This is a genomic window from Pseudomonas sp. MSSRFD41, assembly GCF_014230245.1.
Taxonomy (GTDB): domain Bacteria; phylum Pseudomonadota; class Gammaproteobacteria; order Pseudomonadales; family Pseudomonadaceae; genus Aquipseudomonas; species Aquipseudomonas piscis.
Map to the genome: position 1 here is coordinate 1 of NZ_JACKZK010000037.1, position 13,621 is coordinate 13,621.

Annotated in this window: 17 protein-coding genes; all 17 read left to right on the plus strand. The window is 55.5% G+C overall.

Going from position 1 to position 13,621, the window contains the following annotated elements:
- The first annotated feature begins 258 nt into the window (after positions 1 to 258).
- A complete protein-coding gene (locus H7A76_RS30245; protein ID WP_260498119.1) occupies positions 259 to 636 on the plus strand; it encodes a phage holin family protein in 378 nt (125 codons plus the stop codon).
- A complete protein-coding gene (locus H7A76_RS30250) occupies positions 633 to 911 on the plus strand; it encodes a phage holin family protein (protein ID WP_185701906.1) in 279 nt (92 codons plus the stop codon). Before H7A76_RS30245 ends, H7A76_RS30250 begins: the two co-directional genes overlap by 4 nt.
- On the plus strand, positions 904 to 1,329 hold the full coding sequence (locus H7A76_RS30255; RefSeq protein ID WP_185701907.1) for a structural protein: 426 nt from the start codon (positions 904 to 906) through the stop codon (positions 1,327 to 1,329). Before H7A76_RS30250 ends, H7A76_RS30255 begins: the two co-directional genes overlap by 8 nt.
- Positions 1,326 to 1,796 carry a DUF1353 domain-containing protein gene (locus tag H7A76_RS30260; protein WP_185701908.1) on the plus strand — a complete coding sequence of 157 codons (471 nt, stop codon included), beginning with the start codon at positions 1,326 to 1,328 and terminating at the stop codon, positions 1,794 to 1,796. The genes H7A76_RS30255 and H7A76_RS30260 overlap by 4 nt, the downstream gene beginning before the upstream one ends.
- A 106-nt stretch (positions 1,797 to 1,902) precedes the next feature.
- Positions 1,903 to 2,250: a hypothetical protein gene (locus H7A76_RS30265; protein ID WP_185701909.1), complete on the plus strand. Its 348-nt coding sequence runs from the start codon at positions 1,903 to 1,905 to the stop codon at positions 2,248 to 2,250.
- Positions 2,250 to 2,699: a terminase gene (locus tag H7A76_RS30270; RefSeq protein WP_185701910.1), complete on the plus strand. Its 450-nt coding sequence runs from the start codon at positions 2,250 to 2,252 to the stop codon at positions 2,697 to 2,699. The genes H7A76_RS30265 and H7A76_RS30270 overlap by 1 nt, the downstream gene beginning before the upstream one ends.
- Complete coding sequence (locus H7A76_RS30275) at positions 2,671 to 4,335, plus strand: PBSX family phage terminase large subunit (protein WP_185701911.1); 1,665 nt, start codon at positions 2,671 to 2,673, stop codon at positions 4,333 to 4,335. The genes H7A76_RS30270 and H7A76_RS30275 overlap by 29 nt, the downstream gene beginning before the upstream one ends.
- Complete coding sequence (locus H7A76_RS30280) at positions 4,335 to 6,512, plus strand: portal protein (RefSeq protein ID WP_185701912.1); 2,178 nt, start codon at positions 4,335 to 4,337, stop codon at positions 6,510 to 6,512. Before H7A76_RS30275 ends, H7A76_RS30280 begins: the two co-directional genes overlap by 1 nt.
- Before the next feature lie 242 nt (positions 6,513 to 6,754).
- Complete coding sequence (locus tag H7A76_RS30285) at positions 6,755 to 7,768, plus strand: hypothetical protein (protein WP_185701913.1); 1,014 nt, start codon at positions 6,755 to 6,757, stop codon at positions 7,766 to 7,768.
- Between the two features lie 12 nt (positions 7,769 to 7,780).
- Complete coding sequence (locus tag H7A76_RS30290) at positions 7,781 to 9,061, plus strand: P22 phage major capsid protein family protein (RefSeq protein WP_185701914.1); 1,281 nt, start codon at positions 7,781 to 7,783, stop codon at positions 9,059 to 9,061.
- A gap of 111 nt (positions 9,062 to 9,172) precedes the next feature.
- Positions 9,173 to 9,388, plus strand: coding sequence for a hypothetical protein (locus tag H7A76_RS30295; protein ID WP_185701915.1), 216 nt, complete (start codon positions 9,173 to 9,175; stop codon positions 9,386 to 9,388).
- Entirely contained in the window at positions 9,388 to 10,140 is a 753-nt protein-coding gene (locus tag H7A76_RS30300) for a packaged DNA stabilization gp4 family protein (protein WP_185701916.1), read from the plus strand. The genes H7A76_RS30295 and H7A76_RS30300 overlap by 1 nt, the downstream gene beginning before the upstream one ends.
- Before the next feature lie 16 nt (positions 10,141 to 10,156).
- Positions 10,157 to 11,569: a packaged DNA stabilization protein gene (locus H7A76_RS30305; RefSeq protein ID WP_185701917.1), complete on the plus strand. Its 1,413-nt coding sequence runs from the start codon at positions 10,157 to 10,159 to the stop codon at positions 11,567 to 11,569.
- Positions 11,562 to 11,804, plus strand: a complete 243-nt coding sequence (locus tag H7A76_RS30310; protein WP_185701918.1) for a hypothetical protein — start codon at positions 11,562 to 11,564, stop codon at positions 11,802 to 11,804. The genes H7A76_RS30305 and H7A76_RS30310 overlap by 8 nt, the downstream gene beginning before the upstream one ends.
- Positions 11,801 to 12,139 (plus strand): hypothetical protein, encoded by a 339-nt coding sequence (locus H7A76_RS30315; RefSeq protein ID WP_185701919.1) that lies wholly within the window; start codon positions 11,801 to 11,803, stop codon positions 12,137 to 12,139. Before H7A76_RS30310 ends, H7A76_RS30315 begins: the two co-directional genes overlap by 4 nt.
- Positions 12,136 to 12,930, plus strand: a complete 795-nt coding sequence (locus H7A76_RS30320) for a tail fiber domain-containing protein (protein ID WP_185701920.1) — start codon at positions 12,136 to 12,138, stop codon at positions 12,928 to 12,930. Before H7A76_RS30315 ends, H7A76_RS30320 begins: the two co-directional genes overlap by 4 nt.
- Positions 12,920 to 13,621 (plus strand): hypothetical protein, encoded by a 702-nt coding sequence (locus H7A76_RS30325; protein WP_185701921.1) that lies wholly within the window; start codon positions 12,920 to 12,922, stop codon positions 13,619 to 13,621. The genes H7A76_RS30320 and H7A76_RS30325 overlap by 11 nt, the downstream gene beginning before the upstream one ends.

Here is a 13,621-nt window from a genome sequence, read left to right on the forward strand (position 1 = left end):
CGGCTGCAAAGAACGCTTCGACTGGCATCTAGACAAGGGCCAGAAATCACTGCTCGGATCCAATCGCCAGAAGAGGACTAAGTAATTATGAAGCTCAACTCACCTTTACCGAATGACCAATAAAAGTCCTCGCACTGCATTTGCTAACAAAACTGCTAGCAAACCATCAGTTAATGGTGATAAATAGCGTTAAATAATTGATTTCAACTCTACGATAGATTCTAATAATCGTAATTTGATATCACCGGGGCCTAGGCGATGGCAGAGCCAGTTAACACAGCAGGACCTATTGTCGCCTTGGGCGGCCTGAGCGGGATGTCTCTGGTCGCCGGTCTTGACCAGGGGGCGGTTATTGCTGCGTTTGGCGGGGCTTTGATGTTCGCGTTCATTGCGAAGGACACGGCGCCCATGACTAGGATCTTCTGCCTGTTAGGGGCATGGATCTTTGGATACTACGCAGGTGTTGAGCTAGTAAGTCGGGAGTTCATGCATTTCAAAACTCCTCCGATTCCATCTTTCGTAGCTGCATTCTTCTGCGTTGCCCTGTTCAAGCTATTGCTGGCTGTATTCGACAAAGAGGGGAAAGCCTGGGTTTTGAAAAAACTTGGGCTATCCCCGGAGGGTTCAGACAAGTGATCGAGTCGCTTCCCTTCATCAAGGCCGCAGCGTGCGCCGCTATCTTCTGGCGGCTGTTCACGTTCGAGTGGCCTAAGAACTCGCGTTATCGCTTGGGCATGACTGCGGTAGCTGTGCTGGTGATGTTTCTTGTCGGCGCCCAGGCCATCAGTCTATCTCTGGGCATCCTATGGGCTGCCCCCTTTTTCGATGTTGGCATTTATCTCGCCTTCTTGATCCTAGTCATGGCTGCCCGGGGAAACCTGGCAAAGATCCTGGAGATTCGCCATGGCTAACATTCCCCGCGGCGTGCGGAACAACAACCCGGGCAACATCGACTTTAGCCCTGCGAACAAGTGGGTAGGTCAATTAGGTCTAGAGCTTGATGTAGCAAAGCCGCGATTCGCTCGATTCGATACTCCAGAGAACGGAATTCGCGCCCTGGGCAAGCTTCTGCAGACCTATCAAAGCAAGTATGGCCTGGACACCATCAAGGCCATCATCAGCCGCTGGGCTCCAAGCAATGAGAACGACACGGATGCTTATGTTCGTGCTGTTGAGTCATACACCAGAACAAAACCTGGCGCCCAGGTCAGCATGAAAGACCCATCCGTACTACTCGGAATGGTCAAGGCCATCATTCGCCATGAATGCGCTAACTACACATACGCCGACTCGGTGGTAAGTGAGGGCGTAAAGAGGGCTCTGAAGTGAGCAGCTTCACTCAGTTCTCCGCAGAGATGTCTGTTCGCTACGATCGGGAGGCGAGCATTGCCTTGGGCGCTGATCACTGGCGCGTCACCAATGGTTTCCGCTTCTATCTGGACAACGAACACAGCGGCGATTGGGTGAGTGTCCCCGCCGGCTACCTGACTGATGGCGCAAGCGTCCCGCGGTTGTTCTGGAATGTGATTCCACCATGGGGCGTATACGGACAAGCCGCAGTAGTACACGACATCGTGTGCGAATACTTGAGCATCACAAAGCTCGGCGCGCCCTTCAGCGTTTCTCGCAAAGCCTGCGACGGCATCCTGCTTCAGGCCATGGAAGCGCTCAATGTCCCATGGCTTACGCGCCAGTCGATCTACGGCGCCGTCTCGGCCTACAGGGTCGTGTCAGGCGTTAACACTCCATCTACCACCACCCTCAAACGAAACCTCGAAGCCCAATGGAGGGCGTAATGCGCAAACAGATCAAGGTGAACAAGAACAACCCAGGCAGCAAAGGCCTGTATGTGGCAAATGAAGCCGCGAACAAGCCGAAGCCCAAGCCAAAGGGCAAGAAGTAATGATCTCTCTCCTGGTGCACGTCATCGGCTTCTTCACCGTCAACGCACTGATCCCGGCCTGGGCAGTAGAAGTTGACGGTGAGCTGGCGTCTACCTGGTACCTGTCCTTCATGCTTGTGGACATGATTGCTCTGTCGTTCGTGAAGGTCCGCTGGCTGAAGGCAGTGCTTGCGATCTCCTGCGCCTGGTCTGCTTGCCTCGCGCTGGAGACGCTACTACTGCACGACATGCTTCAGAGCCATGACTACATCGCGCAGCTCATGATCGACGCTGCATTGATCATCTGTGCTGCCAGAATCGCTTTTGACTACTACAGGGCGCACAAGGCGCCAAGGATGGTTGCGTAATGGCAGGCGGCCGCCCTACGAAGTACAAGCCCGAGTATGTCCAGCAGGCAGAGAAACTGTGCGCGCTCGGAGCAACTGATTCTGAGATGGCTGACTTCTTCGAAGTGACGATCTCTACCTTCTCGCTTTGGAAGGTCAAGCATCCTGAGTTTTCGGAAGCCTTAAAGGGTGGCAAGGACATTGCTGATCGTCGCGTCGAGACCGCGCTCTATAACCGAGCAATGGGTTACTCGCATGAAGAGACTGATGTGCGCGTCGTCGATGGTGCCGTCGTGATGACGCCCATGATCAAGCATTACCCGCCAGACACCACTGCGGCCATCTTCTGGCTGAAAAACAGAAAACCTCAAGAGTGGCGAGACAAGCGCGAAACTGAATTGTCTGGTGGCGTAAGCGTTACTCACTTATCGGATGAAGACCTTGAGCGCCGTATTGCCGAACTCTCGTGAGAGCAAGCAAGAACTTTTGCTGCTGCTCGAGGAGAGAAAGCGCCGTCAGCAGGCTGGAACAGTCGTGGGTATCGTTCATCCGATTGATGGCCATACGCATTCTATCGTTCGTCGCAGCGGTAAATGGCAGATAACTACAGAGGAACCACAAGTCTATCTGCCAGCCAAGCTTGAGGCTGTATTGCGCTCAGATAAGCGCTTCATCATCGTCATCGGAGGTCGCGGCTCGGGTAAGTCAGTAGGGGTTGCTGATATCTGCCTGATCGATGCGAAGGACAACAACGCAAAGACGTACTGCCTCCGCGAGTATCAGTCCAGCATCCGAAACTCTATTCACTCGCTGCTGAAGGAAGAGATCAGCCGTCTCGAGTTCACGGGCTTTGAGGTCCAGGACAACGGGATCAAGCGTTCGGGTGAAGATGCATTTCAGTTCGCCGGCCTGGCGCGGAACGTCGACAGCATCAAGTCAGCCCACGGCTTTAAGCGCTTTCAGATCGAGGAAGCGCAGTTCATCAGCACCGACTCGCTCAAGGCGCTAACCCCGACTGCTCGGAAGAAGCCTATGAAGGGCAAGCCGACGCAGCTTGAAGAGGTGGTTGATGACCCATCGTCCGGAGTGTCGATGATCTTCATTGCTAACCCTGGGAGCAGTGAAGATCCATTCAGCAAGCGGTTCATCACGCCGTTCAAAGATCATCTTGACCGTGATGGCCGCTATGAGGATGACCTGCACCTGATCGTGGTGATGAACTACGAGGACAACCCCTGGTACCACCTGAGCGGCCTGGAAGAGGAACGCCAGTGGGACTATGAGAACCTCGACCGCGCACTCTACGACCACATCTGGCTTGGCGCCTTCAATGACTCGGTCGAGCATGCCCTGATCAAGGCTGAGTGGTTTGATGCCTGCGTTGATGCCCACAAAAAGCTTGGTTTCACGCCGACTGGGGCGCGCATCGGCTCACATGATCCGTCTGACCTGGGCCCGGACAGCAAGGGCTTTGCCGTGCGCCATGGCTCTGTACTGGTCGACCTGCAGGAGAAGCTGGACGGCAACGTGAACGAGGGTGGCCATTGGGCGGCCGGCGAGGCTATCAAGTCCCAGGTTGATTCATTCTCATGGGATGGCGACGGCATGGGCATCGCGCTGACTGAGCAGTTCAGTAAGGACTTCGAGGGTAAGCCCACGGTTCTTTCTGTGTTCCGTGGTTCTGAATCGCCAGACTTCCCTGATGCTGTTTATGCACCGGCCATGGCATCGCCCGTGGCTCAGCAGAAGACCAACCGCGATGTGTTCCGCAACAAGCGCGCTCAGTACTACTTCGAACTGCGTGACAGGGCTTACAGGACCTATCGCGCCGTCGTACTTGGCGAGTACCACGATCCGGCGCGCCTTATCAGCTTTGACTCATCAATAGATATTTTGCATCGACTTCGCGCTGAGCTATGTAGAATGCCTATCAAGCCAAACGGCAATGGCCTCTTCGAGCTCTACACCAAAGAAGAGATGAAGTCGAAATTCAAGATGGCCAGCCCCAACTTGGCCGACTCCGTAATGATCCTGATGCGGCACGTTGCGGTCAGTAGGCCAAAGGCTGTCATTCCGAAACCGATTCGTCCGATGGGCAGAAGATAATGCTGACACTCACAAAGCTGAAAGAGCTTCACGACAAGGCTTACTGCCACGGGCAGACTACCCGGCTGCGTGCTGCTGATGACATGATGTTCTACCATATCACTCAGTGGGACGACTCGACGCTGGGTGAGTCTTCGCTGCAGTACCGCGGCCAATTCGACGTGCTTCGGAAGGCGGGGCGCCAGATCATGGCTGACCTTCGTGCCAACCCTGTGCAAGTCAACTTCGTGCCCAAGAGCGAATCGCGGGACGATGGTGCAGATATTCTTGATGGGCTGTACCTGACTGACGATCGGGCCAACACTTCTCTCGAGGCCTACGACAACGCTACTGGCGAGGCTGTTGTCTGTGGGGTTGGTGCCTGGGAACTGTACACGCGCTACGCAACCAACCGCGCCGGCGACAACCGCCAGATCATCGAGCGGCGCCCGATCTACGAGGCAAACAACAACTGCTTCTGGGATCCGAATGCCAAGCGCTTAGACAAGTCGGACGCCAAGTATGTGTCGATCCTCAATGCATACTCCCCGGGCGGCTACGATGAGCTGGTTGAAGAGCTATGCCGCGAATCTGGTAAGCCGTCAAAGAAAAAGCGCGAGGATAAGGAATGCGAGGACGAAGACGAAACGCCTTCTTCGTTCGCGTCCCCTGAGCAGTCCTACACCTTCCCCTGGATGGGCAGTGGCAACGAAATCATCTACGTCGTGTGCTTCTACCATCGCCGCAGGATCAAGGACAAGGTGATCACGCTCACTGATCCGCTGGGTCAGACCGTTATGTATCGGGAATCAGATCTCGTTGACTTGATGGACGAGCTGATCGACGACGGCTATGTCATTGAGAGCGAACGCGGTATCGAACGCTGGGAGGTGCGCAAGTACATCGCATCCGGCGAACAGATCCTGAACGGCAAGATGGGGAAGAATGGCGAGCGGGAAGGGGAAGTTATTGCCGGCGAGAATATTCCGGTCATTCCAACTTATGGCGAGCGAGCGTTCATTGAGGGCGAAGAGCATTATGAAGGGATCACCCGCCTGGCTAAAGACCCTCAGCGCCTGCGTAATTTCCAGCTTTCGTACTTGGCAGACTTCGTGAGTAGAAGTCCACAGCCATTCCCGTTGTTCTACCCAGAGCAGATAGAAGGGTTTGAGTTCATGTATCAGCGCTCTGGCGCTGAAAACATGTATCCATATGGCCTTATGAATCGCCTGGACGCACAAGGTGGTCAGCTTCCATTAGGGCCAGTTGGGGTTATGCCATCGCCAGTGGCTCCACAGGCATTGATGGCCAGTATTGAGATTTCTAGGCAGGCTGTTGAGGACGTTGCCAACCCTGGACTGCCCCAGGACATCGCAGACCCTGACCTTTCGGGGAAAGCAGTCAACGCGCTGACCAACCGCCTGGATCAGCAATCGATCGTCTATCAGCAAAACCTGAAGCACGCTAAGCGCCGGGACGCTGAGGTCTACGCATCCATGGCTGTCGAGGTCTACGATGCTCCGCGCGAGGTCACGCTGACTTCACCGGATGGCACGACCAAGAAGGTCAAGATCATGGAGGCTGTACTCGACCGCGAGACGGGGCAGCTTGTCGCGCTCAATGACTTGACAAACACCGAGTACGACGTTTACGCCGACATCGGGCCGAGCTATTCGAGCAAGAAAGAACAGACCATCGATCAGTTGAGCCAGATGGCCACAAGCCTTGCCCAAATTGACCCGATGATGGCGAAGATGCTGACGCTTCAGACTCTCACGTTGATCAACGGCGTAGATATGGAGCCTGTCCGAAAATATGCCCGCAAGCAGCTGATCCTGGCAGGCATTTTCGAGCCTGAAACTGAGGAAGAAGAGGCCATGTTGCAGGAGGCGCAGAGCCAGCAGCCACCACCGGATGCGAACATGGTCCTGGCCCAGGCAGAGATGGAGAAGGCTAAGGCCGCGCAAATGAACGCACAGCGCGAGGCAATGAAAGACCAAGCCAGCGCCCAGAACAATGCCGCTAAGACGCAGATTGATGCTTTCCGGGCTCAGACCGATCGGGCCGCGGTTCAGGTCGACGCCCAGATAGCCGGTGCAGACATCCAGTTCAAGCAGGCCCGCACAGCAGGGCAGATGATGGAGAACGTGCAGAGGATGGTTAGCCCATATCGGGCGACGGTTCAGCCGAGGCAATAGTCCCTAAAGGGCGAGGCGTGTGACCGCTGCAGCGTAATGGCAGCGCTGGATACGGTAACCAGCTTATGAGCCCAGCCCTAAACCGGCTGGGCTTTTTTGTTCCTCTTAAATAGTAAAAATCTATTGACTCTATTGACTCTATTAACAATAGAGTTAATCTATCGATTACTGAGGCGTAACAGGTTAAACGCAACCTTACTGGCGAGGAAAGCACCAGGCCATCGTTACCAAGCGAGTAAAAAATGGACCAAACCCTGGAAGATTTACGGGCAGAAAATGCCGCAGCAGAGGCAGCAGCTGAGGTTCCGCAAACCGGAGCGACTGGTGTTGAAGAAGTGGCAGCAGCAGGCACGACAACCACCGGCGACCTTGCGGAAGGCGGCGATGGTGAAGAAGGCCAGCAGGCAGAGCCCGAAGCATGGATGAAAAGCGACGACCAGGAGTCGCAAGGTGCAGGCAAGAAATTCACTGACAGCGATATCGGGGCGGCGAAAGCAAAGCTCCGGGCCAAGTTGGAAAAGCAGCACAAATCAGAACTGGAAGAGTTGCGCGCACAGCTTGAAAAGCAGCGCAGCGAGTCCGTACCGCAGCAGTTGCCGTCGCGCCCAAAGCGCGAGGATTTCTACGACAAGGACGACCCGGACGAGGCTTACATCGACGCCCTGGCCGACTGGAAAGTCAAAGAAGGCCTTGCTCGGCAGCACGCGCATAATCAGCAGTACGAACAGCAGCGCAAGCAGCTCGAAGCGCAGCAAAAGATCAGTTCCAGCGTGGATCAGCACTACGAGCGGGCAGCAGCCCTGGCAGCAGCAAGCGGGATCAGTACCGAGCTGTACCAGTCTGCAGATCGGCGAGTACGTGAGGCGGTTCAGGGCGTGTTTGGCGGCGAAAGCGGCGAGCACATCACGAACGCGCTCATTGCCAGCCTGGGCGAAGGTTCCGAGAAGGTGCTTTACAACCTTGGGGTCAACCCAAAGCGCCTAAACGAACTGACCTCAAAGCTTGCTCAAGACCCAAGCGGCATTCAGGCCTCGATTTACCTCGGGCGCCTATCCGCCGAGCTGACATCCCCTCCACGCAAGACAAGCAATGCGCCGGCTCCAGCCGCGAGCGTATTGGGCGATGCGAACACCGCTGAGCCAGGGAAAGCCTTACACCGTAAGTACCTGGAGGCGCAAAAGCGCGGTGATGTGCAAGCAGCGTTCAACGTCCGTCGCGAAGCTAGGGCCGCAAAAATCAATGTGAACTCTTGGTAAGGAATTACGACGATGGCAGCTTTAACCGCAGGCAAGATTGCTGAGGTCATGTTCGAAGAGGCGCTCGATACCTACGAGCCTCAAGACATGCTTCTTCCAACAACCACGTTCTATGAGCCTGACGGCTCGACCATGCAGAACTCTGGCAACATCATCTGGCGCCCTGTCCAACAGCACCGACCAGTGATCGATGGCTGGGATCTGACTGGCCTTGAAACCGGGATTATCGAAGAAACCTACCCGGCAACCCTCACCGTTCCGAAGAACGACCTGGTGAGCCAGCGCGCTGACGACATGCGCGACATGCGTTTCTGGCAGAAAGCCGGGCAAGAAGCCGGCCGTCAACAGGCAACCAACCTGAACAAGGCCATTGCCAGTGCCGTAGGCACCCAAGGCGCGATGTTCTACCGTTCTAACCAAGCCAGCGGCTATGACTTCATCGCTGAAGCTCAAGCGCTGATGAACGAGCGCCAAGGCGCGAAGACGGAGCGCTGCTTCCTGCTCAACGACCGCGACAACCTGAAGTTCGGCAAGGATTTGGCTGCCCGTCAGACCCTGCAGGGTCGACCAGAAAGCACCTGGGCTACCGGCCAGATCGGTCAGAACGTCGCCGAGTTCGACATCTACACCGCTTCGTTCCTGCCGAACATCGCTGGCGGCGCTGACCCGGCCACCACCGTGACTGCAAACCAATCGTTCGCGCCTACTGCTGGTCTGGTTGACCCGGTGCTGAATACCGTCACCAACGTCGACTATCGCACCGCGACAATTCCTGTCACCGCATCGGCAGGCTACAACATCGGCGACAAGATCACCTTTTCCAACGGCGCCGTTACTGTCAAAGCGGTAGGCCTGGCAGATAAGTCGGACACCGGCGTAGCCATGACCTTTACCATTGTCGGCAAGCCGACCGGCACGTCGATCACAGTGTTCCCGAAACCGATCGCCCTGGACGACCCGGCGTTGAGTACGCTGGAAAAGGCGTATGCCAACGTCAACACCCGCATCCTCAACACGGCCACCGTCAACCGGGTCAACATCGACGCTTCCAAAAAGCTCAACCTCTTCTACGACAAAGATGCCGTTGAAGTCCTGGGCGGCAGTATCCCAGCTGATCTGTTCAAGTCGTTCGATGGCCTGAAGGTCATCAATCAGACCATGAAGAACGGCCTGAAGATGTACATGATCTACGACGCCAACATGATCAACATGCAGTTCCGCTACCGCCTGTTCACCTGGTGGGGTGTGACCATCAAAGACCCGTCCCGTTGCGGCGGCGCTGTGACCTTCTAATCACCTTCAATGGCCGGGGCCCATGGGGCCCCGAGCTTGGAGAGCCAGCGTATGGCGTGCGTTCTATATCGAGAAGGTGTTGGCCATGTTGAGAATGGCATCGAGTGCGAGATGACCATCTGCGAGGTTGTACACCTTGAAGGGCTTCTTGCCTCTGGATGGATGGTAAATCCCCCGGGTTATAAAACTGCATCGGCTGCTTCTGCTGAAGAGCCGGTGCGTATTGAGCTCACTGATCAAGAGGTCCGTGAAGCTGCAAAAGAAGCGGGTATTGATGGCTGGGAAACCAAGCGCATCAACACTCTGCGCAAAGCGTTGGTGTCCTGATGACTCCGCTCAAGGCTGACCGGATAGCTGCAGCTTACTCAAAGCTGCGCATCTCTGGGCTCACGGTCAATCCAAATCCATCTGATCTTGAGCTGGCCTTGGGCGAGCTTGAAAGCATGATGTCGGAATTGGCGGCCAGGGGGATCAAGGTTGGCTACAACTTCGAACAGCAGCCTGACCCGAATAGCGACCTGGGCGTTCCCCAGGAATTTTGGAACATGGTCACCTGCAATCTTGCGGTAAGGCTGATTTCCGACTTCAACAAAGAGCCGCCGATGACCCTGTTTAATCAGGCCTCACAGTCTCTGTCGGTGGCATCTGGCATCTGTGCACGCAACCAGCTTCGGAATGTTCAATATCCGAGTCGTCAACCTATCGGCAGCGGGAACAGGCGTTTTGAGCGCTGGCAGCGGTTCTACGCGCAGTTCAACGAGTTGCCACCGAACAAGCCTGACACCCTAGAAATCATGCAGGGCGAGACGAACGACTTTAAAGAGTCTTTTGAGGCTTACCTGCGGACTGACGAGGCTATCAGTACCTTCGCCGTGACCTGTGACAACGGTCTTATCGTGGTCTCGAGCGCGCTCAATGTTGCAGATGTCGACTACCGCCTTTCTGCTCCATCCGACCTTGCTCCATCTATCTGGCAGCAAGTGAAAATCAGGATTGAGACGACTGAAGGTCGCGTTGAGATCCGAATCCGCAACTTCCAAGTGACCCCCTACGTTCGCGTAGGGGATCAGAACGTCTGACGGGTGGTGACCTGATATGCCTGTCCAGAAACTGCCAATTACTCTGATCAAGGGCGACAAGATAAGCCCCCAGACGGACTATCTCGATTCTATTCCAGAGAACATGTACGCGGTGCCCAAGCCGATTATGGGCGCTGCTGGCTACATGCTGCAGCATTCTGGGCTGACTGAGTACGGAACTGGCTCAGGTCCTGACCGCGGCGGCGTGTGGAATGAACGCCTGCAGATGCATTTCCGTGTTTCGTACACACAGTTTCTGGTTGTTGAGGAGGATGGATCGAATCTGCGTTTTGGGAACATCCCAGGCACTGAGCAGGTATCGATGCCGTATTCATTCAACACTCAAGCCGTGATCGGTGGTGGTGCGTTCTGGCTTTATGACCCTGTGAAAGGGTTCCGCCAGATCCTTGATCCGGAAATCAAGAAGCCTATCGATGGTACCTGGGTCGATGGCTATTACTTCTTGACTGATGGCGAGTATCTCTATCACACCAAGATCAACGATGAAGAATCGTTCGATCCCCTGGCGTTTGCTACTGCTGAATTTTCCCCGGATCCGACACTAGGTGTAGGCAAGACTGCCGATGACAAGGTGATTGTTTTCGGGCGCTATACCACTGAGTTTTTTTCGAACGTGGCGTCCACCAATTTTGCATTCAGCCGCATTCAAGGGAGAGCCTTGAAGATTGGCATCGTGGCCACGCATGCAAAGTGCGAGCTCAAAGAATCCTGGTACATCGTGGGTAGCCGCAAGGAGTCTGATCTTGGTGTGCACGTTCTTGGAGTCGGGTCGAACAAGCAGATCTCCACTCGTGCTATCGATCGAATCCTGAGCAAGTACACCGAGCCAGAGTTGGTGAATCTGTCGATGGAAGCGGTGGAGGTCGACAGCATGGCCTTCATCTACATTCACCTGCCCAATGAAACCCTCTTGTTCAACGAGACCGTAGCCAATACGTCTGGCATCGATAACGCCTGGTCGATTCTCAAACGCGGTACCGGCTCGCTGCCCTGGCGTGGGATCAATGGGGTATTTGACCCGCGTCTAGGCAAGTGGGTGTTTGGCGACAAGATTGATCTTCGCCTGGGCATCCTCGACCCACTCTCTGTTGATCAATACGGAGAGATGGGGGAGTGGGTTCTCTATACCCCATTCCTCTATCTGGAAGGTTTGTCAGTAGACAGCCTGAACATCGAGATCATCCCAGGTCATTCGCCTTCAATGGATGCCACCCTGTTCGTTTCCATGACCTATGACGGCGTGACGTACGGGCATGAGGTAACGGCGACCTATGGAGCACCGGGCGAGTACAACCAGCGATACATCGTGAACCGCATGGGGTATGTGCGGAACTGGGCCGGATTCAAACTGCGCGGCGCATCTCGCGCCAAGATGGCATTCGGGCGGGGGTATCTAGAAGTTGGCTAACGGCGATCTTTCTCTCGATCTTTCTGCATCCGACGTGATGAGTTTCACGGGATGGCCTGACCCGATGGTGAACGACTACATCTCCCGTGGGGCAGATTACATGCTGACTGGTGACGGCGACCCCAACACGCTGAACATTCCAGCAAACCGCACTCGCCAGTACTTCGATAGGGCTGGCAGCAAGCTTTATGTGAATCCAGTGATTGGCGCGCGCGCTGGATGGGTAGCTGTGTGATGTTCCGGCAGGCGTTCTTATGTGAAGAGGTCGGCGATCTCTGGTGGGAGCCAGATCATCAAATCTGGAAGTGGTTAGAGGGTGATGTCTACGTCTCAATGACTCGCCGGGAGAATGCGATTTTCTGCCACTTTTCAGCGAAGCATGCGGCCCTCAGAAAATTGAGGGCAGCCACAAACGAATTTGTAGACCTGGTGTTTGGGCTGATGCCGTGGTGCGAGGTGGTGATGGGAAGTATTGAGCTTCGAAGTGTCGCCAAGGTCATGGAGAAATGTGGCTTTGAGCACGTAGTAAGCCATGAGCATCTGAAGGTTTATGCGAGGTTTCGAAAATGAGCGGCGGAAAGACTGGAAACGATAGTAAGAAGGCTGCAGAGGTTCAGGCTCAGTCTCAGCGCGAAGCGTTGAACTATCTCAAAGAGACCGAGCGTCTCCCTCAAGCCTATCGAGAAGGTGCGCTTAAGGGGCTTGGGGCTGAATACGGGTTCACCACTGACGCAAGCGGAAACATCATCCCAGATGGAAGCTCGATCTCGGATCGGGCCATGTCGAGTCCGTTCTACACAAACGCGGTTAAGGTCGGCGAAGAAGCCGTGCTGCGTAACGCCTCGACAACTGGCGGCCTGCGCTCAGGGAACGTTCAGGACGCGCTTGCACAGGCAAACCAGAATGCATATCTAGCCTCCTACGCGAATCAGCTATCCGGCCTTCAGGGAATGGCGCAGCTTCCATCTAACGCAAACAACATCGCAAGCACGATGTCCGGCGTAGGCCAGACCATGGCCCAGGGGATCATCGGGGGCGCGCAGTCTAGTGCGGCGGCTCAGCAGGCCAGCGTCAACAACGCCATGGGCGCAGGAGCCCTGGCATTAGAAGGATATAACTCCTACAAAACCTTCTCCGATGCACGCTTGAAAGATGAAATCGCCCTGATCGGCAAGCGCAATGGTCACAACGTCTATTCGTGGGTATGGAACAAAGCCGCGTCAGCGCTGGGGCTTTTCGGCAAGTCATCAGGGGTTCTCGCTCAGGAGGTGGAGAAGACGCACCCGTATGTCGTAACAGAGCATCACGGCTTTAAGTGCGTTGACTATGCAGCAATTGGAGTAGACCCACATGGCCTTTGAATATACGCCGCTCACTCCGCAGAACCTGCAAAGGCAGCGGGATCAGTACCAGCCTTTTCAAAGTCGTCAAACCGCAACGGGGCAGGCACAACAGCCAAACCTAATGCAGCTGGCTAAGACCGTAAAAGGGTTGGGTGCCGTGTACAACAGCATCAACGGTGGAACTGCTGCTGGTAGTGCTCAGATTGGCGGTACTGGCTATGGCCTGGGCCAATCATTGCAGGCTGGCGAACTTGGAAGCTCGACCTATGCCGGGTCGGCTGGAGCAGCAGGTTCTACCGCCGCTTCTGGCTCCGGATCGGCAGTGTCGGGAGGTACTGCGGCTGGTTCTGCAGGATCTGCCGGCGCCCAGGGTGCAGGCAGTACGTTTGGGTCCGTCCTTGGCGGTCTGAACATGGCGAAAGATGTCTATGGCATCGGACAAGGCATGCAGACCCCGCAGGGAGTTGAAGGTCGAGACAAAGGCACCTTTATGGGCTCCGCAGCAGCGGCAGGCCAGGGGGCGGCCGGTGGTGCATCGGTAGGAGGACCAATCGGCGCCATTGTCGGCGCTGCGCTTGGCAACGAAAGCTATCAGTGGCAGCACGGCAACCGCAAATCCCTGACTTCCCTCGGTGGATTACTCAAGAGCGAGCTCACCGGCGGCTTGGCTGCTCGTGATATCGGCAGCTGGACAGGACTTTGGGAATAA